The organism is Tenacibaculum finnmarkense, from assembly GCF_900239185.1.
Lineage (GTDB): Bacteria > Bacteroidota > Bacteroidia > Flavobacteriales > Flavobacteriaceae > Polaribacter > Polaribacter finnmarkensis.
Genome location: NZ_OENA01000097.1, coordinates 211,795 through 231,394 on the forward strand (window position 1 = coordinate 211,795; position 19,600 = coordinate 231,394).

Below are 19,600 nucleotides of genomic sequence, written 5' to 3' on the forward strand. Positions count from 1 at the left end.
TATGAAATTTTTATTTGATTCAGATACTTGGCAAGAAATTTATGGAAGCATCCGTAAAAATAAAGTTAGAACCGTAATAACAATTATAGGGGTTCTTTGGGGGATATTTTTATTAGTTGTTCTGTTAGGGGCATCTCGAGGGATGGAAAATAGTTTTAAGAAAATTTTTGGAAATTTTGCAACCAATAGCGTTTTTGTATGGACGCAATCTACCGACAGACCTTTTAAAGGCTTTCAAAAAGGAAGACATTTTTCACCCACATTAACGGATGTTAAAATATTAAAAAAAGAGTTTAAAGAAATAAAATTATTAGCACCAAGAAGTCAATCGAACGGGCAGATAGTTAAAGGTTTCAAATCTGGAAGTTTTGATATTAGTGGCGATTATCCTATTTTAGATCAGGTGCAAAAAAAGAACTTGATTTATGGGCGTTTTTTAAACGAAAATGATATTTTATCTAAAGCAAAAGTAACGGTAATTGCCGAAGATATTTATAAACAACTCTTTGAAAAAGGCGAAAAACCAATAGGAGAATATATCAAAATTAACAATATCAACTATAAAGTAATTGGGGTTTATAAAGAGTCAAGCAGTGTTAATTTTGATGGTGCTTGTGCTTATATTCCGTTTACAACCTTTCAGCAGGTGTATAATATGGGTGATAAAATTCATTGGATGATGATAACAGCCAATGAAGGAGTAGATATTAAACAGTTAGAAAAAGATGTATTATTAACCTTAAAAAACCTACATAAAGTGCATCCTGATGATAAAAAAGCCTTCGGAAGCGTAAATTTAGGGGTTGAAATAGCAAAGTTCACAGGCTTTTTAACAGGAATGCAATTTTTAACATGGTTTGTAGGAATCGCTACTTTAATAGCGGGAGTTTTTGCAATTGGTAATATTTTATTAATAACGGTAAAAGAACGTACCAAAGAAATAGGAATCCGTAGAGCCTTAGGAGCAACGCCTAAAAGTATCCGACAACAAATTGTATTAGAATCTGTTTTTTTAACAACCATCGCCGGGATGCTAGGAATTATATTGGGCGCATTGGTACTTTATTTAATAGATATGGCTTTTGGGCAAGGGCCCGATGCTAAATTAATTAACCCAACGGTAAACATTCCAATTATATTAATTGCCTTTACTACTTTGGTAGTATTAGGAACTTTAATAGGATTAATACCCGCACATATGGCAACAGTAATCAAACCAATCGAAGCATTAAGAGAAGAATAAATCAATTAACAAATTATGAGTAAGAGAGCAAAAATTATTTTAGGAATTGTAGCAATATTATTTGCAATAGCGTTAATATGGTTCGCAAAAAAGAACAAAAAAAATAGTGTAACCTACGAAACGGAAACAGCATTTAGAACAACAATAGTTAAAAAAACCGTAGCAACAGGAAAGGTAATTCCTTTAGAAGAAGTTGAAATTAAACCTCAAATAGCTGGTATTGTTTCTGAAATTTTAGTGGAAGAAGGTGCTATTGTTAAAGCAGGCGATTTAATAGCAAAAGTTAGAGTTGTTCCTAACGTAGCGTCTTTAAACAGGGCAAATGGTAGTGTGAAAAATGCAAAATTATCGTTTAATAATGCAAAGCTACAATTTGATAGAAATAAAAATTTATTTGATAAAGGAGTAATTTCTCGTCAAGATTTTGAAAATGCGGAATTAAATTATAACAACGCTCGTTTGTTATTAGCCAATGCAAAATCGGACATGGATATTATTAAAAAAGGAACAACATCAGGTTTAGGAAGTGCTGCAAATACAAGTATTAGAGCAACAACTTCGGGGATGGTTGTTGAAATTCCTGTAAAAAAAGGGTATCAGGTTACACAAACCAACGATTTTAATGCTGGAACAACAATTGCTCGTATTGCTGATATGACCAAAATGATTTTTGAAGGAAAAGTAGATGAGTCAGAAGTTGGTAAATTAATTAAAGGAACAGCAATTGAAATAGCTATCGGGGCGATTGAAAATAAGAAATTTCCTGCGGTTTTAAATTTTATAGCACCAAAAGGAACCGATGAAGGTGGAGCAGTGCAGTTTAAAATTAAAGCCGATGTTACCTTAGATGATGCCTTTTTTATTAGAGCAGGATATAGCGCAAATGCAGATATTGTTTTAGAGAAAAAAGACTCGGTTTTATCAATAAAAGAAGCATTGCTTAGGTTTGATAAAAAAACAGAAGAACCGTATGTTGAGGTTGAAACATCAACAGATAAATTTGAAAAAATAACGGTTAAATTAGGAACTTCAGATGGTGTAAATGTTGAGGTTTTAGAAGGTGTTACCAAAGATGATAAAATAAAAATTTGGAACAAAGCATCAAAAGATACGAACGATACGAAAAAAGAACATTAATCATTTTAGTTTTTTAATTGGGTTAAAAGGAGAAATTCAGTATTGAATTTCTCCTTTTTTTATGGTTTTTTTTAATTCTAGTGATTAAAATGTTATCGAAAAGGGGAATTTCTCTTGCTTTATTTGATAGCAGGTATTTTACCTATTTACTAAAATAAACAACGGATGTTTAGCCCCGATTGTAGCAATTGTTTGAGCTCTTTTTTGTTTTTTTCTTTTTTAAAAAACAAAAAAAGCGAGTGCGGAAAGCGGGAATAGTTTAACAAAAAAAGCAACCCTTAAAAAGAGTTGCTTTTCTATATACATGATAAAATTTTCTTATCCTTTGTAAAAAGGTAATTTAACGACTTTCGCAGCTAATTGTTTTTTACGAACTTGAATAAAAATTTCAGAATCTACTTTTGAATTTTCTTTAGTAACGTATCCTAAACCAATTCCTTTTCCTAAAGAAGGACTCATTGTTCCTGAAGTTACACGACCGATTACAGTTCCATCAGCATCAACAATTTCATAATCATGACGAGGAATTCCACGTTCTGTTAATTCAAAAGCGACTAATTTTTTAGTAACACCCGCTTCTTTTTGAGCCTTTAAAGCTTCAGAGTTTACGAAATCTTTGGTGAATTTAGTAATCCAACCTAAACCAGCTTCTAAAGGAGAGGTGGTGTCGTCAATATCGTTACCATATAAGCAATATCCCATTTCTAAACGCAAAGTATCACGAGCCGCTAAACCGATTGGTTTAATATTCCAGTCTGCACCTGCTTCAAAAACTTTTTTCCAAAGTTGCTCTACATCTTTATTTTTTACATAAATTTCAAATCCTCCAGAACCTGTGTAACCAGTTGCCGAAATAACAACGTTAGGAATCCCTGCAAAATCAGCAATTTCAAAGGTGTAAAATTTAATCGTTGATAAATTTACAGCTGTTAACGACTGCATAGCTTCCACAGCTTTTGGTCCTTGAATAGCTAATAAAGACCAGTCATCAGAACGGTCTTCCATAGTAACATTTAAGTCGTTATGGCTAGCAATCCAATTCCAATCTTTTTCAATGTTAGATGCGTTTACAACTAACATATACTCGTTTTCAGCAATCATGTAAATAATTAAATCATCTACAATTCCGCCATCAGCATTTGGCATACAGCTATATTGCGCTTTACCAGGAACTAATTTTGAAGCATCGTTGGTTGCTACTTTTTGAATTAAAGCTAAGGCATTTTCTCCTTTTAAGAAAAATTCTCCCATGTGGCTTACGTCAAAAACACCAACGCCTGTTCTAACCGTTTCGTGTTCTATATTGATTCCTTCGTATTGTACAGGCATGTTATAACCAGCAAAAGGAACTAATTTCGCACCTAAAGCTTCGTGAATATGTGTTAATGCAGTATTTTTCATTCTAAAATTTTTTATTTAAAAGTATATGCTAAAATATTGAAAAATGACAAATAAATAACCTTATTTTGGTTAATGTTTTAATGAATTATTACCTAAAAATGTGTTGATATTGTTTTGTGAAAATAAGGAAGTGAAGTTAAGCTGCTTTAAAGTAAGAACGTTATTAGATGAATTAATCAACTAGAACCTTTATTTTTGCTTTTTTAGATAAAAATAAGTACCAAAGATGAGCCAAGAACAACCAAATAATCCGCTTCACGGAATAAAATTAGCCACCATGTTAGAAGAACTATATTTAGAATATGGTTGGCAAGAATTAGGAGAAATTTTAAACTTAAATTGTTTTAAAAATAATCCGACATTAAAATCGAGTTTGAAATTTTTAAGAACAACGCCTTGGGCTAGAACCAAAGTAGAGAATTTTTATTTGAAATTTATACGTTAAATTTATTTTTTGGAGCTATTTCCCGCTTTCCGCACTCGCTCTTTTTTTGAAAAAAATCAAAAAAAGGAGCTCAAACAATTGCTTCAATCGGGGCTAGGGATTTCTACTTATTTATAGAAATACGGTATTTTATAAGTATATTTATACCTCACCAATTTTTAAAATCGGTGAGGTGTACGTTTTATATATATAATTGTATTTTTACGAATTCAACCGAAAAATTACTAGAATTCACTATGTATTTCATCGACGTTATATTGCCTATATCATTAAAAAAAATGTTTACCTACGCTGTAAACGAAGCCGAATTTTCGTTCCTTAAAAAAGGAATGCGAGTGGCGGTTTCTTTCGGGAAAAGTAAAATTTATACGGCACTTGTTTTTAATATTCATCAAAATGCTCCTGAAGTATATAAAGCAAAAGATATTCATCAAATTTTAGATGAAACACCTATTGTACACGAATATCAATTAAAGCATTGGCAGTGGATTTCGAGCTATTATATGTGTTCGTTAGGCGATGTTTATAGGGCGGCATTACCATCGGCTTTTATGTTAGAAAGTGAAACAATTATTTATAAAAATGACAGTTTTACAGATGAAACTATTTTAACTGATGACGAATTTTTAATTTTTGAAGCCCTTCAAAATAGTTCTGAACTTACACTTAATCAAGTTGCTAAGATTATCGATAAAAAAACTTTTTTACCTATTATTGATGGTTTAATTAACAAAGAAGTTGTTTTTATTAAAGAAGCAATTTATGAAACATACAAGCCTAAATTAGTAAAATATGTTCGTTTAAATGCTGCACATCAATCGAATGAAGCACTTCAAGAATTGCTAGAAAATTTATCAAGAGCAAAAAAACAACGCGAAGCAGTGCTTGCTTATTTTCAATTAGCAGTATCTAAAAAACCCATAAAAGCAAAAGAATTAGAAGAGAAATCAGGCGCATCATCAGCAATATTAAAAGCCTTGGTTGATAAAGAAATTTTTGAGTTTTATCAAATTCAAACCGATAGAATTAATTTTGAAGGAGAAACCAATCAAATAAAAGAATTAAACGAGTTTCAACAGCAATCTTTTAATGAAATTAAAACATCTTTTGAAACTCAAAATGTAACTTTATTACACGGGGTTACAGGTTCTGGAAAAACAGAAATTTATGTAAAACTGATAAAAGAAGTAATCGCAGAAGGCAAGCAAGTATTATTTTTATTGCCAGAAATAGCGTTAACAACTCAAATAATTAGTCGATTAGAACGTTATTTTGGCGATTTTATATCCGTTTTTCATTCTAAATATTCCATGAACGAGCGAGTAGAAGTTTGGAATAACGTGTTGGAAAATAAACCAAAAGCACAGATAATTTTAGGCGCTCGTTCGGCTGGTTTTTTACCATTTTCAAATTTAGGATTAATTGTAATTGATGAAGAGCATGAAACTTCTTACAAACAATTTGAACCATCACCACGCTATAATGCCCGCGATTCGGCAATTGTTTTAGGGCATTTACACAGCGCAAAAGTGTTGTTAGGTTCTGCAACGCCATCGTTAGAAAGTTATTTTAATGCCAAGCAAAATAAATATGGTTTTGTTGAATTAACCCGTCGTTTTGGAAATATTCAACTGCCAAAAATCGAACTGATTGACATCAAAGAAAAGCAACGAAAAAAGCAAATGAAAGGGCATTTTTCCGATAGGTTATTAACCATGATTACCGATGCTTTGGAGCAAAAAGAACAGGTTATCTTATTTCAAAATAGGCGTGGTTTTTCTCCCGTTGTTGAATGTAAAACCTGCGGTATTTCTCCAGAATGTCCAAATTGTGATGTCAGTTTAACATTTCATAAATTTAGACGAGAATTAAAATGTCATTATTGCAGCTATCAACGAGCGATGCCTAATAATTGCGGGGCTTGTGGAAGTACAACCCTTGATACAAAAGGCTTTGGAACAGAGCAAATTGAGCTAGAACTAAAAACCTTATTTCCTGATTATAACATCGGAAGAATGGATTTGGATACCACACGTGGAAAATACGGCTATCAAAAAATAATTGGTGCCTTTGAGGCGCAAGAAATTGATATTTTAGTAGGAACACAAATGTTATCGAAAGGCTTGGATTTTGAAAATGTATCGTTAGTGGGTATTTTAAGTGCCGATTCTATGTTAAATTTCCCTGATTTTAGAGCCCACGAACGTGCCTATCAATTAATGGTTCAGGTGTCGGGTAGGGCAGGGCGTAGTAAAAAACAAGGAAATGTTGCGATACAAACTTACAACCCAAATCATCAAATATTACAGCAAGTTTCGACCACTAATTACGCCGAAATGTACAAAGAACAATTGCAGGAGCGTTGGGATTTTAAGTATCCACCATATTATAAATTGATTAAAATTACGCTAAAACACAGGGATGCTGTTCGCGTGGAAATGGGGGTAAATTGGCTGGTAAAATCATTACAAAATGTGTTTGCGCAAAATGTTTTAGGACCAACAACGCCAGCGGTATCGCGTGTTCGAAATTTGTATATTAAAAATTTAGTAATTAAAATTCCGCCAAAACAATCGTTAGGAAAAACAAAAGAACAAATTATTAGGGTGAAAAATTCTTTTGAAAGTGTGAAGGATTTTAGGTCTATTCGTTTTATTATGGATGTGGATGCGTATTAAATATTCCGAATATCAAAAATATCGCCACTATTTAACTGATTTTGAGTATCAATTTTATAAATAGTATCGGCAACAAAACTAGGCGTGTATAATTTATTTTGATTTTTTAAATCGATAAAACGCTGTACATTTTTAAAATCAGTTTCGTGGGTGTTTCTGATTTGTATTTGCATATCCGTAGCAACAACACCTGGGTAAATTGCTATACATTTTACGCCATTTTCTATTTCCGATTGTTCAGAAGCAATTGTTTCTGTTAGCATATCGATTGCTGCTTTTGATGTGCAATAAACACTCCAGCCTTCATAGGGTTTTTTGGCTGCGCCCGATGAAATATTGATGATTTGTTTTTTACAGGATAATTTTTGTGTTTTCTTGATAAATAATCCTGATAAAGTAAGAGGCGTACTAATATTTAATTGAATAGATTTTGAAATATCATTGGCTTCTAAGTTTTCTAAACTCGCTATTTTACCTAAGCGCCCAGCGTTATTAATTAAGGTAATTGAAGTGATTTTAGAAGTTGATTTTTGATGGATAATTTTATCTAAAAGAGCCGTGAAAATAGTTTGAGTTGCAATACTATCCGCTAAATCAACTTTAATAGATTTACTATTTTGTGTGTTTTTTACTTCGGATTCGGATATTTCAGTTGAAGTTCTAGCTAATGAAAACACACTGTAATTTTCAGAAGCATATTTTTGAGCCAACGCCTTTCCAATTCCTTTACTTCCGCCTGTGATTATGATGATATTCATGAAAAAAAATATAAGAAAGATGAAAAATACTAGCAAATTTTACTCAAAAAACTCCTTTGAATTTTCCCAAGAAATAGTCATTTCCTTTAAAGTCATATCAGAAATTTCTTTGTCTTGTTTTTTGGCTTGTTTTTCTAAATATTGAAAACGATTGATAAACTTTTTATTCGTTTTTTCTAAGGCATTTTCAGGATTTACCTTTATAAGTTGTGCGTAATTTATCAGTGAAAATAACACATCGCCAAATTCTTTTTCGATACGTTCTTGATTATCAGCTTTTATTTCTTGGTTTAATTCCTGAATTTCTTCCTGAACTTTCTCCCAAGCTTGCTCAGGATTTTTCCATTTAAAACCAACGCCAGCAACTTTTTCTTGAATTCTACTTGCTTTTACCAAAGCGGGTAAACTTTTAGGAACACCTTCTAAAACAGAAGTTTTACCTTCTTTTAGCTTTAGTTTTTCCCAGTTTCGTTTTACTTCTTCTTCATCTTTAACAACAACATCACTATAAATATGCGGATGACGATGAATTAATTTATCAGAAATTGAATTTGCAACATCGGCAATATCAAACGCCTTTTTTTCGCTTCCAATTTTAGCATAAAAGACGATGTGTAATAACACATCGCCTAATTCTTTTTTAACCTCTTCTAAATCATTGTCTAGAATGGCATCTGCTAACTCGTAAGTTTCTTCAATCGTTAAATGACGCAAACTCTCTAAAGTTTGTTTTTTATCCCACGGACACTTCTCACGAAGATCGTCCATAATGTCTAACAAACGGTTAAAAGCGTCTAATTGTTGCTTACGAGTATTCATAATTTATTTAGTTTCTTCTGGAGTTGCTACTTTTTGTAAGGTATTAAAATCGAAATTAGCTGCTGCTAAAGTATTATACCATTGAATTACCTTTTTAATGTTAGAAGCATACACACGTTCTTTGTCAAAACCTGGTAAAACTTCTTCAAAATAAGCCATTAAAGTATCGTTACTTTCTTTATGAGAAAGTGCTTCTTTACCTTCTTGTTTCTCAGCCATACTTTTAAGAATAACTGCTAAAGGCACTTCTTCTTCGTAAGTGTAAATTGCGATGTTTTCTAATAAACTTACATTGTGAGTTGCTGCAATAGGAAAACGTTTTCCATCAACAATTGAACGAACGATTACTCCTGTTTTTGTTTGAGAGATAATTTCAAATAATCCTGGTTTCCCAGTAACTGCTATAACTTTGTTAAATTCCATATTATGGTGTTTTTAGTGTATCTTTATATAAAAGACTATTTTTTCTTGGCATTCGGAAAACGCATTCTGTAACCCGCGTCTACTTTTCCTTTAGAAATATTTTCTAATTTCTTTTTAATCAAGCGTTTTTTTAAGGTCGATAATTTATCAGTAAATAAAACACCATCAATATGATCGTATTCATGCTGAAAAACACGTGCCGCTAAACCGCTTAAAACTTTGGTGTGTTTGTCAAAGTTTTCATCTTGATATTCAATAGTAATGGTTTCTTGACGAAAAACATCTTCACGAACATTCGGAATACTTAAACAACCTTCGTTAAAAGCCCATTCTTCGCCTTCTTCTTTGATTATTTTTGCATTTATAAATACATGATTAAAGTTTTCTAAGGCTTTTCGGTCTTCTTCGGATAAATCTTCATCATCAGCAAAAGGTGAGGCATCGATTAAAAATAAACGAATATCTTTACCTATTTGTGGTGCTGCCAACCCGACACCTTGCGCATTGTACATTGTTTCTTTCATATTCGCAATTAATTTTTCTAACTGCGGATAGTCTTTATCGATTTCTGTTCCTACTTTACGTAATACGGGATCTCCGTAAGCAACAATGGGTAAAATCATGTGTTTTTAAATTTTTTAAGGGTACGAAAATACAAAGAATCGTTTATGTATAAAATTATTTGTTGTATAAATACGACTGTAAGATGATAGTTGCGCTTATTTCATCGACTAAAGCCTTATTTTGACGCTGTTTTTTGTTCAGACCGCTATCAATCATGGTTTGAAATGCCATTTTTGAGGTAAAACGCTCGTCTTCTCTTTTTATTGGAATGTTTGGTATTGATTTTGCTAATTTTTCTAAAAAAGGAAGTATTAAGGCTTCACTTTGGCTGTCGGAATTATCCATTTGTTTTGGTTTTCCGATGATAAACAATTCTACGTTTTCTTTTTTAATATAGTCTTTTAAAAAAGATATTAATTCTTTAGTATTAATAGTTGTTAATCCTGATGCAATAATTTGTAATTCATCAGTAACTGCAATTCCTGTTCTTTTTTTACCAAAATCGATGGCTAAAACTCGTCCCAAATGTTTTTATTTTTTAGTGTCTTTTAGAAAAAAACTTTTTAACTTTTCGAAAAAAAGACTTTATACGTAATTGTGTTTTATCTCTATTTAAATGAACTGTATCCTGAATATGGCGACTCCAACCTTCGTGTTCTATAGCACCTTTATTTAAAATAGCACCTCTAAAGTTTAAAGAGTGAAAAATAACACTAGCTTCTCCTTCATGACCATTAGTATAAAATAACCCAACTTTTTTATAATCGGATAACCTACGTAATCCAGGATTTAATGTAAAGCCATGCCAAACACGTAAATAGTTTGTAGCCATTAACTTATAATCTACTCCTGTTTTAGTTGAAAAAGTGGTTTTTTCAATAGGGTGTCCGTTTGTATCGCTCTGTTCTCTAAGCCAAACAGTCATTATGTTTTTATTCTCCTCTAAAATACTCAGAGATTCCTCTATAAAGTTCGATCTTAAAAATTTCCAGTCATCCTCACAATGAAAAATATATTCAGTTTCTACATAAGAATAAGCTAAGTCAATACTACGCATTTGACCTAATTTAGGATTATTTACAATTAATCTATATCCTTTTAGTTCTGGGAATTTATCTAAAACATTTCTTATACTATTTTCTTTTGGGCTATCTTCTATAAATATGTATTGTGCTATTGGATATTGATTATTCTCTATAAAACTTTGTAAAGTTAATTCTAGTAAATCATGCCTATCACAACTTGTTAGTACAAAGGTTATTGGGTGATTCATTATGTTTTTTCACAAAAATAAAGTTTTAAACCTTTATAAATTGTACTTCTTTTGTTTTTTTAAATAATAAATAGTGTTAAAATTTTTAAATAGATATTAAATGCCTAGCCCCGATTGAAGCAATTGTTTGAGCTCTTTTTTGTTTTTTCTTTTAAAAAAATAAAAAAAGCGAGTGCGTAAAGCGGGAAATTGCTTCTAATAATTTAGATAGTTTAAAAGAAAATGATGTAATTTTAACAAGAAAAAAACATCTGTTTAAAAAAATATATCTTCGCATACAATAGTTATAGAGGCTTTATATTTGCATAAAATTTTAATTATTAAAAAATGACAGCATTACAAGATATTATAGAAAAAGCGTGGAATAATCGTGATTTATTAAAAGAAGAAACAACTATTAACGCCATTAGAAAAGTGGTTGATTTATTAGATGCAGGAACTTTGCGTGTTGCTGAACCTACTGATAATGGTTGGCAAGTTAATGAATGGGTAAAAAAAGCCGTTGTGTTGTATTTCCCTATTCAGAAAATGGAAACTTTAGAAGCTGGTATTTTTGAATACCACGATAAAATTCCATTAAAGAAAAACTTTGCTGAAAAAGGAATTAGAGTTGTGCCAAATGCGGTTGCACGTCATGGAGCGTATATTGCATCAGGAACAATTTTAATGCCTAGTTATGTAAATATTGGTGCCTATGTTGATCAAGGAACAATGGTTGATACTTGGGCTACAGTTGGTTCTTGTGCGCAAATCGGAAAGAATGTACATTTATCTGGTGGTGTAGGAATTGGTGGTGTTTTAGAGCCATTACAAGCTGCTCCTGTAATTATTGAAGATGGTGCTTTTATCGGTTCTCGTTGCATTGTTGTGGAAGGTGTTCGCATAGAAAAAGAAGCTGTTTTAGGGGCAAATGTTGTATTAACAATGAGTACTAAAATTATTGATGTTACGGGCGATATACCTGTGGAAACAAAAGGTGTTGTTCCTGCTCGTTCGGTAGTGATTCCTGGTAGTTATACCAAAAAATTTGCTGCTGGTGAATTTCAAGTTCCTTGTGCTTTAATTATTGGGAAACGTAAAGAAAGTACCAATAAAAAAACATCGTTAAATGATGCTTTGAGAGAGTATGATGTTGCAGTTTAATATGTTTTAAGCTTTAATAAATAAAAAAAGGTGCGATTTAAATCGCACCTTTTTTATTATAATTTACTTTCTTCATATAGTTTTCTAAGTTTTGCGTATTTTATATAAGAAGAAAAAGCTTGTAACATAGAAAATGTAATTCCGTCTAAACCATGTAAAATTCCTTTTTTAAGAATATAACAACGAATAAACGACCAAACTCCATGAGTGATAGGAGTGAAGAAGTGAACTTTTCTTCCTTGCTCAAAGTATTCTTCGGCTTGCCAAGTTGTATATAAATTATATTTACCTATAATTTGATGAAAGTCTTTCCAACCGTAATGTAATAGGTGTAAGTTTGTTTTTTTTAAATTTGTAGCCTGTATACTTTGATGTACTTTAGTTGTAGCAGGTTTTGCGGTTTGCTTATTAAAAAAACGACAAGTATATGAAGGATACCATCCTGCAAAATTAATAGGTTGTTTTTTTAAGAAATTTTTTCGTCTAAAGTTATAAGCATCATAAGGTTGTTTTAAATATTTCTGACTTTTTATAAACTGATAACTATCTTCATCTAAACGCTCATCAGCATCTAAATTTAAAATCCAATCATTTTTACAAAATTGTAGCCCGTGTACTCTTTGTAATCCATCACCTAAAAACTTTTGAGAATAGACTTTAGCTCCCATAGATTCGGCTATTTCAATAGTTTTATCGGTACTAAAAGAGTCAATAATAATTACTTCATTACACACTTTTTTTAAAGAAAGGATACAATCTTTAATATTCACCTCTTCATTAAAAGTAATTACTAAACCGCTTACATTCATTTTTAAATATTATTGTAGATTTGTAATGTCAAAAATACAATAATTAAATGATTCCAAAAATTATTCACTTCTGTTGGTATGGTAAAGGAGAGTACAATGAAACGATAAAAAAGTGTATTGCATCATGGCAAGAAAAATTACCAGATTATACGATTAAAAAATGGGATGAGACAAATACTCCTTTTGATAAACTCCCGTTTTTAAAGTTACTTTATAAGCAGAAAAAATGGTCGTTTATAACAGATTATGTGCGATTATATGCATTATATAAAGAAGGAGGAGTTTATATGGATACTGATATTGAAATTTTAAAACGTTTTGATGAGTTACATAAAGAAGATTCTTTTACAGGCTTTCAAACAAACATGGAAGATTCTCCATTTCCTGTTGCAGCTGGAATGATTGGTGCTAAAAAAGGGAATATTTTTATTTTAGATTGTATTAAAGAAACTGAAAGAAAACAGCGTTTAAAATTTAACGGAATGGGAGGTCCGCCTATTTTAACAAAAGTATTGTTAAAATATGGTTTGAAGGAGTATAAAACTCAAACTATAAAAAAAGTATTAGTATTAGATAAAAAATATTTTTATCCATTTTATATAAATGAAAAATTTACTAAAGAATGTATTAAACCTGAAACAATTTGTATTCATTGGTGGGAAGATTCTTGGGGAAACAAGCAAAAAGGTTTCTCGTATATTTTAGATAGTCTAAGTAGAAAATTACAAAAATTACCATTAATTTTCTTAAATAAAATTAGATACGCTTTTTTTGAGAAAAGTTTTTATATAATAGATCGTTTATAATAAAAATTTTAAAAAATGGATATAGAATATATATCTTATTAAAATTAATGCTTTTAAATTACTTTATTTAATATATGTTTTTATCCATTATAATACCAGTTTATAATACACCAATAAAATTTCTAAAAGAATGCTTAGATAGTTTAAAGCTAATTCCATCTTCAATAACAAGTGAAATAATAATTGTAAATGATGGTTCAAAAAGTGAGGAAATATTAAATTATTTATCAAATTTAGATGAAAATAAATATTGTTTAATTCATAAAAAAAATGGAGGACCAGGTTCTGCTAGAAATGTAGGAATTAAAGAAGCTAAAGGCGAATATATTTTTCCTTTAGATGCAGATGATATACTGAACGATGACTTTAGTTTATTTATAAGTTATCTTAAAGAAAATAAGAGTATAGATGTTTTGTATGGAGATTTATTATATTTTGGAGATATCGATAAAGTCGAAAAAAATCACGAGTTTAATAAAGTAGCGTTATGGTTTGAAAATAATATAGTTCCTGTATGTTCTTTTGTTAGAAGAGATCTTTGGGTAAAAGTAGGAGGTTTTGATGAAGGTTTAAAGACTTTTGAAGATTATGATTTTTGGATTCAGTGTGCTGTTAAAGGTGGTGATTTTAAATATTTACCGATGTTTACTTACAAATATCGTGTTATTGACAATGGAGTTTCACGATATCAAAATACAAAGATATTACATAAAAAATATTTTAAATTAATCAGAAGTAAAATACCTCTTACTGAAATAAAACTATCAGATGTTTTTAAATACATTAAAATTAGTTATTCAAGAAAAAGAACACAAAATAAAAATATATTAATAGCTAGTATAAGTGCTTTTTTTAGGTTATTAAAAGTGTTAAAAAAGATAATAATTAGGATAATAAATATAAAATAATATGAAACCTTTTTTTAAATGTGAATTAGAGTATTCGTGTTTTCCTCATTTGAATCAAATATATGACGGATTTAATAAGCTTAGCGAAAAAGGTATAATTGACCTTTCAGTTAAATATAGCACTTCTGCATCATCATCTTTAAAAGTGTTAGTTGATGGTAAATATACCGTTTTTTTTGATACAGCAGATGGTTTAAGTTGGATTCCTGCTTCTATAGAAGAAAATTTAAAATATTTTAAAAATAACATTAAAGCTGATTTTTATTTTAAAAGAAGTTTTAATCAGTTAATTACAGATAATGCACCAGACAACTGTAAAGTCTTTCCTTTAGGTTTAAATTATTTGATCACACCTCAAAAATATTTAGACACTAATTTAAAACGAAAAATAAAATTTTTTGTTAAAAAAAATATAAAAAAAGCGAAAAATAATCGTTTTTATAGTAACGATTTTGAATTTTACCCCGTTCGTCATAAAACAAATAAAATATTGTTTTTAACTAGGTTATGGGACCCTAATGAGGTTTCGTTAGAGCATTTAAAACAAGAAAGAGAGTTAATTAATAAAAATAGAATAAATTTCATTAAGAGTTGTAAAGCAGAATTCGGAGACAATTTTATAGGAGGAATTCAATATGATAATTTTTCGAAAAAAAATGGTAAAGATTTATTAATGCCTTCTTCAATGACTAATAAGCGTAATTTTATGCAAACGGTAAAAGAAAGTAATATTTGTATTTCTACTAAGGGGTTACATGATTCTATAGGATGGAAATTTGCGGAGTATGTAGCTGCATCAAGAGCGATAATAACAGAACCTTTATCTTATGAACTTCCAGGTGATTTTAATAATAATGAAAATTATTCGACATTTAAATCTACAAATGATTTAATGACTAATATATCTGAATTATTAGGTGATAATAATAAAATGGAAAATATGATGTATAATAATTACGAATATTATAATAACTACTTAAGATCAGATAAATTAGTATTAAATGCTCTTTTAAAAATATATGAATAAAATTTAATTTTTAGATTAAATGTTTGCAGAAATAAAAGAAAAATTAAAAACAGGCAAAACAATCCTCTATCCAACCGATACCGTTTGGGGTATCGGTTGTGATGCTACAAATATTGAGGCTGTTCAAAAAGTATATCAACTAAAAAACAGGGCTGAATCTAAAAGTTTAATTATTTTAGTTGATTCGGTAGAAATGTTAAAAAACTATGTTGAGGTGCTTCCAAAACTAGCAATTCAGCTTATTGAAAATGCTAAGAAACCAACGAGTATTATATATCCAAATCCTAAAAATTTAGCAAAAAACACCATTGCTTCCGATAATACCATTGCTATTAGAATACCTAAAGATGATTTCTGTTTACAGTTGATAAAAGCCTTTGGTAAACCCATTGTATCTACATCGGCTAATATTAGTGGACAACCAACCCCTAAAACATTTTCAGAAATAAGTACCGCAATTTTACAAAGTGTAGATTATGTGGTAGCTTTGCAATCTGATAAAAAAGTAGTGAAATCGTCTACTATTTTAAAAATAACAGCAACGAATGAAATTGAAATTATTAGAGAATAAATTTTAATTTCTTTTATCAATTTTTTGACAAGCACTTTTATAGTAACTTTTAAGAGTTGCTTTTTCTACTTTAATACCTACTAATATGCGTTATAAAATACCCAATTACTTGAAATTTTTATATGTAAATATTTTAAGTTTATTTCTTTTCGTAACTGTTTTAAGAGTTGCTTTTTACAGTTTCTTTATTAATAAATTAGTTATTGAAACCAATGATTTATTACAAGCAATTTCTTTTGGTGTTCGGTTCGATTTAAAAATGGCAATATTAGCTTTTGTTCCCGTAGCTTTAGGATATTTTTTATCTAAAAAGTTTTTCACTAAAAAACTAGCAAAAATAAGTTACCTGGTCTATTCGACTCTTTTATATTTGGTAATTGTATCTTTTTACCTATTTGATTTTGGGCATTACAGTTATTTGAATTTAAGAGTAAACGCGAGTGCTTTACGTTTCTTAGAAAATGTAAAAATATCGACACAAGTTTTTATGGAAAGTTACCCAGTTTATAAAGGTGGGTTTTTATTGTTAGTGTTGTTTTTCGTGATTATAAAATATCATAATTGGCTTTACACGAAGTTTTCAAAAACGAATTTTGTATCAGAAAAAAAGAATAAAATTATCTTTTCAATAGCTACTTTATTTGTGTTGGCTTTTGGAGTTTTTAGTAGTTTTCAGCATTATCCTTTGCGATGGAGTCAAGCATTTTTTTCTAGTAGCAAAGAATTGAATCAGTTTTCATTGAATCCTGTGCTGTATTTTGTCGATAGTTTTAAGTTTCGAAATGAAAATTACAATATTGATACGGCAAAAAAATATGTGCCGATTATCAATAATTATTTAGGAATAAAAGGCGATACCATCAATTTTGAAAGAAAAAGATCTTTTAAGATTAATGACAGCTTAGATATCTCAAAAAACAAACCAAATGTAGTTTTTGTAATGATGGAATCTGTAGGGAATGCGTCTTTAAGTTATTACGGAAATCCTATTAAAAGTACACCCGTATTAGATAGTTTAATGCGAGAAAGCATCAGTTTTACCAATCATTATGTACATAAAGCAACAACAGCAGGAAGTGTTTTTGGAAGTATTACAGGCCTGCCAGATATTGACAATGTAAAGTCAGCCTCTAGAAATCCGATGATTATCAATCAGCGAATATTATTTAATCAATTCGATGACTATGAAAAATTATATTTATTAGGTGGAAGTGCAAATTGGGCAAATATTAGGGCTGTTTTTCAGGCAAATATCCAAGGTTTAACCGTTTATGAAGAGGGGAGTTATCAAGAAGAAAATAGGGCAGATGTTTGGGGAATCGATGATTATGATTTATTTAAAGAAGCCGATAAAATTTTTAAAAAAACACATGATAGCAAGAAACCTTTTGTAGCATATTTACAAACAGCAACCAATCACATGCCTTTTACAGTGCCTGATAAAAAAGGAAGTTATGAGCCTTTAAATGAGCAAGATGTTGACAAGGGAATCTTAAAAAAATCAGGATTTAAATCTGTAGCACAACTAAATGCGCTTCGATATTTAGACTTTAATATTAATGAGTTTCTTAAAAGAGCTAAAAAATCAGGATATTATGACAACACTATTTTTGTTTTCTTTGGCGACCATCAAACAGCGATGAATCCGATAACGCATTTCAGACCCGCACACACTAAATTAGGGCTTTTAATGCATAATGTGCCTTTTATTATTCATGCACCCAAATTGGTAAAACCACAAGAAATTACTAAAAATGCGCATTTAGTAGATGTTGTTCCGACAGTGATGAGTTTAATAAAGCAAGATTATACCAATTATACACTTGGTCAAAATGTTTTGGATAGTTTAAAAACCAACACTTTTTCGTTTGTTTATAGAAATATAAAAGGCGAGCCAGCTTCTGGAATTATAAAAGATTCGCTTTATTACTACAAAACAGTTTACAATAATAAACACGAATTAATCAATTTAAATAATAATTCGTTAAAAGATATTAGTAACGAAAACCCCGAAAATAAAGAATTAACCAAAGAAATGGATGATTTATTAAGCTCTTTTTATCACAGTACAAAATATTTGTATTTTAATAATAAAAAGTAATTTTTCAAAAAAACAGTACAGAATATTATCTAATAATTTATGCAAGATCAATACTATAAAGAGGCAATTTCTGCCGAAATATTTCAATATATAAGCAAAGCAGCAGAACAATTACAGCTAGAAAGTTATGTAATTGGTGGCTTTGTTCGTGATTTTATTTTAGAACGAGGTACAGCAAAAGACATCGATGTGGTAGCTGTTGGTAGCGGTATTGAATTGGCTCAAAAAGTGGCTTCTTTACTACCTAATAAACCAAAAGTTCAAGTTTTTAAAACCTACGGAACCGCTATGTTGCGCTATAAAGAGGTTGAAATAGAATTTGTTGGCGCTCGTAAAGAATCTTATACCGAAGATAGCCGAAATCCTGAAGTGGAATCGGGGAGTTTACAAGACGATCAAAACAGGCGTGATTTTACTATAAATGCATTAGCGTTAAGTTTAAATAAAGATACCTTCGGATTATTATTAGATCCTTTTGATGGTATTGCCGATTTAGAAGCTAAAATAATAAAAACGCCGTTAGACCCTGATATTACCTATTCTGACGATCCGTTGCGTATGATGCGTGCCATTCGTTTTGCCTCTCAATTAAACTTTGTTATTGAGCAAGAATCGTTAAGTGCTATTGCTAAAAATGCAAAACGTATTGATATCATCACCAAAGAACGTATTGTTGTTGAGTTAAATAAAATTTTAGCTTCGGATAAGCCTTCTATTGGATTTTTATTGTTAGAAGAAACGGGTTTATTAGAACGTATCATTCCTGAATTAATCGCTTTAAAAGGTGTGGAAGAAGTTGAAGGACAGAAGCATAAAGATAATTTTTATCATACCTTAGAAGTAGTTGATAATATTGCAGAAAATACTGAAGATGTTTGGTTGCGTTGGGCAGCTTTATTGCATGATATAGGAAAAGCACCTACAAAACGTTATCATAAAAAACAAGGTTGGACATTTCATGCGCATGAATTTGTAGGCTCTAAAATGGTTTATAAATTATTCAAGCGATTAAAAATGCCCTTGAACAATAAAATGAAGTTTGTTCAAAAAATGGTCATGTTAAGCTCTCGCCCAATTGTGTTGGCTAGCGATGTTACCGATTCTGCGGTGCGTAGGTTGGTTTTTGATGCGGGCGATGATGTAGATTCATTAATGACGCTTTGCGAAGCAGATATTACCACAAAAAATCCTAAGAAATTTAGCCGTTATCATAAAAATTTCGAGCTTGTTCGTGAAAAAATTAAAGAAGTTGAAGAGCGCGATAAAGTGCGTAATTTTCAACCGCCAATTACTGGAGAGGAAATTATGAAGGCGTTCAATTTAACACCTTGTAGAGAAATAGGTCAGATAAAAGAAGCGATAAAAGAAGCTATTTTAGACGGTGAAATTCCTAATGAACATAAAGCTTGTTACGATTTTATGATATTAAAAGGAAAAAAGTTAGGCTTAGAAATAGCGTAGTTTTACAATTTTTGTCAATTCGAGTGATTTTAA

General features: G+C 30.4%; 19 protein-coding genes. 11 read left to right on the forward strand and 8 right to left on the reverse strand.

The window, feature by feature from the left end; all coding sequences use genetic code 11:
- Position 1: 1 nt before the first annotated feature.
- Positions 2 to 1,243 (forward strand): ABC transporter permease, encoded by a 1,242-nt coding sequence (locus AQ1689_RS12010; RefSeq protein WP_101956236.1) that lies wholly within the window; start codon positions 2 to 4, stop codon positions 1,241 to 1,243.
- 15 nt (positions 1,244 to 1,258) lie between these two features.
- Entirely contained in the window at positions 1,259 to 2,380 is a 1,122-nt protein-coding gene (locus AQ1689_RS12015) for an efflux RND transporter periplasmic adaptor subunit (protein WP_101956237.1), read from the forward strand.
- Positions 2,381 to 2,698: 318 nt separating this feature from the next.
- Here AQ1689_RS12015 and gcvT read toward each other — a convergent pair whose 3' ends face one another.
- Complete coding sequence (gcvT, locus tag AQ1689_RS12020; protein WP_101915523.1) at positions 2,699 to 3,781, reverse strand: glycine cleavage system aminomethyltransferase GcvT; 1,083 nt, start codon at positions 3,779 to 3,781, stop codon at positions 2,699 to 2,701.
- A gap of 226 nt (positions 3,782 to 4,007) precedes the next feature.
- On the opposite strand from gcvT, the gene AQ1689_RS12025 reads away from it, so the two are divergent.
- Both AQ1689_RS12025 and priA read left to right on the forward strand, forming a co-directional pair.
- Positions 4,008 to 4,226: a VF530 family protein gene (locus tag AQ1689_RS12025; RefSeq protein WP_101915524.1), complete on the forward strand. Its 219-nt coding sequence runs from the start codon at positions 4,008 to 4,010 to the stop codon at positions 4,224 to 4,226.
- 236 nt (positions 4,227 to 4,462) lie between these two features.
- Positions 4,463 to 6,904, forward strand: coding sequence for a replication restart helicase PriA (gene priA, locus AQ1689_RS12030; protein ID WP_180947589.1), 2,442 nt, complete (start codon positions 4,463 to 4,465; stop codon positions 6,902 to 6,904).
- Here the strand turns inward: priA and AQ1689_RS12035 are convergent.
- From AQ1689_RS12035 to AQ1689_RS12060, 6 genes are read right to left on the reverse strand one after another with little or no spacing between them, the layout of a single operon-like run.
- On the reverse strand, positions 6,901 to 7,662 hold the full coding sequence (locus tag AQ1689_RS12035) for an SDR family NAD(P)-dependent oxidoreductase (RefSeq protein ID WP_101956238.1): 762 nt from the start codon (positions 7,660 to 7,662) through the stop codon (positions 6,901 to 6,903). The two genes, priA and AQ1689_RS12035, sit on opposite strands and share 4 nt — an antisense overlap.
- 39 nt (positions 7,663 to 7,701) lie before the next feature.
- Positions 7,702 to 8,481 (reverse strand): nucleoside triphosphate pyrophosphohydrolase, encoded by a 780-nt coding sequence (gene mazG / locus AQ1689_RS12040; RefSeq protein WP_101956239.1) that lies wholly within the window; start codon positions 8,479 to 8,481, stop codon positions 7,702 to 7,704.
- Positions 8,482 to 8,484: 3 nt separating this feature from the next.
- A complete protein-coding gene (locus AQ1689_RS12045; RefSeq protein WP_101915527.1) occupies positions 8,485 to 8,904 on the reverse strand; it encodes a DUF5606 family protein in 420 nt (139 codons plus the stop codon).
- 35 nt (positions 8,905 to 8,939) lie between these two features.
- Positions 8,940 to 9,527 (reverse strand): peptide deformylase, encoded by a 588-nt coding sequence (def, locus tag AQ1689_RS12050; protein ID WP_101903467.1) that lies wholly within the window; start codon positions 9,525 to 9,527, stop codon positions 8,940 to 8,942.
- Positions 9,528 to 9,582: 55 nt separating this feature from the next.
- Positions 9,583 to 9,993 carry a Holliday junction resolvase RuvX gene (ruvX, locus tag AQ1689_RS12055; protein ID WP_058884813.1) on the reverse strand — a complete coding sequence of 137 codons (411 nt, stop codon included), beginning with the start codon at positions 9,991 to 9,993 and terminating at the stop codon, positions 9,583 to 9,585.
- 13 nt (positions 9,994 to 10,006) lie between these two features.
- Positions 10,007 to 10,741: a glycosyltransferase gene (locus AQ1689_RS12060; protein ID WP_101915528.1), complete on the reverse strand. Its 735-nt coding sequence runs from the start codon at positions 10,739 to 10,741 to the stop codon at positions 10,007 to 10,009.
- A 327-nt stretch (positions 10,742 to 11,068) separates the two neighbouring features.
- On the opposite strand from AQ1689_RS12060, the gene AQ1689_RS12065 reads away from it, so the two are divergent.
- Positions 11,069 to 11,884 carry a 2,3,4,5-tetrahydropyridine-2,6-dicarboxylate N-succinyltransferase gene (locus tag AQ1689_RS12065; RefSeq protein ID WP_101915529.1) on the forward strand — a complete coding sequence of 272 codons (816 nt, stop codon included), beginning with the start codon at positions 11,069 to 11,071 and terminating at the stop codon, positions 11,882 to 11,884.
- Positions 11,885 to 11,940: 56 nt separating this feature from the next.
- Here the strand turns inward: AQ1689_RS12065 and AQ1689_RS12070 are convergent, their stop codons facing one another.
- Entirely contained in the window at positions 11,941 to 12,693 is a 753-nt protein-coding gene (locus tag AQ1689_RS12070; protein WP_101956240.1) for a glycosyltransferase family 2 protein, read from the reverse strand.
- A gap of 47 nt (positions 12,694 to 12,740) precedes the next feature.
- Between AQ1689_RS12070 and AQ1689_RS12075 the strand changes: the two genes are divergently transcribed.
- The 6 genes from AQ1689_RS12075 to AQ1689_RS12100 all read left to right on the forward strand — a co-directional run bounded on the left by AQ1689_RS12075 (position 12,741) and on the right by AQ1689_RS12100 (position 19,567).
- Entirely contained in the window at positions 12,741 to 13,499 is a 759-nt protein-coding gene (locus tag AQ1689_RS12075; RefSeq protein ID WP_101956241.1) for a glycosyltransferase family 32 protein, read from the forward strand.
- Between the two features lie 74 nt (positions 13,500 to 13,573).
- The gene (locus AQ1689_RS12080; RefSeq protein WP_101915532.1) at positions 13,574 to 14,407 is read left to right on the forward strand and encodes a glycosyltransferase family 2 protein; all 834 of its coding nucleotides are present in this window, start codon (positions 13,574 to 13,576) and stop codon (positions 14,405 to 14,407) included.
- A 1-nt stretch (position 14,408) separates the two neighbouring features.
- Positions 14,409 to 15,434 carry a hypothetical protein gene (locus AQ1689_RS12085; RefSeq protein ID WP_101956242.1) on the forward strand — a complete coding sequence of 342 codons (1,026 nt, stop codon included), beginning with the start codon at positions 14,409 to 14,411 and terminating at the stop codon, positions 15,432 to 15,434.
- Positions 15,435 to 15,453: 19 nt separating this feature from the next.
- Positions 15,454 to 16,005: an L-threonylcarbamoyladenylate synthase gene (locus AQ1689_RS12090; RefSeq protein WP_101956243.1), complete on the forward strand. Its 552-nt coding sequence runs from the start codon at positions 15,454 to 15,456 to the stop codon at positions 16,003 to 16,005.
- A 109-nt stretch (positions 16,006 to 16,114) separates the two neighbouring features.
- Entirely contained in the window at positions 16,115 to 18,106 is a 1,992-nt protein-coding gene (locus AQ1689_RS12095) for an LTA synthase family protein (RefSeq protein ID WP_239764714.1), read from the forward strand.
- Between the two features lie 39 nt (positions 18,107 to 18,145).
- Positions 18,146 to 19,567 carry a CCA tRNA nucleotidyltransferase gene (locus tag AQ1689_RS12100; protein WP_101915536.1) on the forward strand — a complete coding sequence of 474 codons (1,422 nt, stop codon included), beginning with the start codon at positions 18,146 to 18,148 and terminating at the stop codon, positions 19,565 to 19,567.
- Positions 19,568 to 19,600: the final 33 nt, after the last annotated feature.

Coding starts and splice junctions, on each gene's coding strand:
- AQ1689_RS12075 (WP_101956241.1), top strand. CDS start 12,741: ATGATTCCAAAAATTATTCACTTCTGTTGGTATGGTAAAGGAGAGTAC.
- AQ1689_RS12045 (WP_101915527.1), bottom strand. CDS start 8,904: ATGGAATTTAACAAAGTTATAGCAGTTACTGGGAAACCAGGATTATTT.
- AQ1689_RS12100 (WP_101915536.1), top strand. CDS start 18,146: ATGCAAGATCAATACTATAAAGAGGCAATTTCTGCCGAAATATTTCAA.
- mazG (WP_101956239.1), bottom strand. CDS start 8,481: ATGAATACTCGTAAGCAACAATTAGACGCTTTTAACCGTTTGTTAGAC.
- AQ1689_RS12035 (WP_101956238.1), bottom strand. CDS start 7,662: ATGAATATCATCATAATCACAGGCGGAAGTAAAGGAATTGGAAAGGCG.
- AQ1689_RS12065 (WP_101915529.1), top strand. CDS start 11,069: ATGACAGCATTACAAGATATTATAGAAAAAGCGTGGAATAATCGTGAT.
- AQ1689_RS12015 (WP_101956237.1), top strand. CDS start 1,259: ATGAGTAAGAGAGCAAAAATTATTTTAGGAATTGTAGCAATATTATTT.
- AQ1689_RS12060 (WP_101915528.1), bottom strand. CDS start 10,741: ATGAATCACCCAATAACCTTTGTACTAACAAGTTGTGATAGGCATGAT.
- AQ1689_RS12010 (WP_101956236.1), top strand. CDS start 2: ATGAAATTTTTATTTGATTCAGATACTTGGCAAGAAATTTATGGAAGC.
- gcvT (WP_101915523.1), bottom strand. CDS start 3,781: ATGAAAAATACTGCATTAACACATATTCACGAAGCTTTAGGTGCGAAA.
- AQ1689_RS12070 (WP_101956240.1), bottom strand. CDS start 12,693: ATGAATGTAAGCGGTTTAGTAATTACTTTTAATGAAGAGGTGAATATT.
- AQ1689_RS12025 (WP_101915524.1), top strand. CDS start 4,008: ATGAGCCAAGAACAACCAAATAATCCGCTTCACGGAATAAAATTAGCC.
- AQ1689_RS12090 (WP_101956243.1), top strand. CDS start 15,454: ATGTTTGCAGAAATAAAAGAAAAATTAAAAACAGGCAAAACAATCCTC.
- AQ1689_RS12080 (WP_101915532.1), top strand. CDS start 13,574: ATGTTTTTATCCATTATAATACCAGTTTATAATACACCAATAAAATTT.
- AQ1689_RS12085 (WP_101956242.1), top strand. CDS start 14,409: ATGAAACCTTTTTTTAAATGTGAATTAGAGTATTCGTGTTTTCCTCAT.
- def (WP_101903467.1), bottom strand. CDS start 9,527: ATGATTTTACCCATTGTTGCTTACGGAGATCCCGTATTACGTAAAGTA.
- priA (WP_180947589.1), top strand. CDS start 4,463: ATGTATTTCATCGACGTTATATTGCCTATATCATTAAAAAAAATGTTT.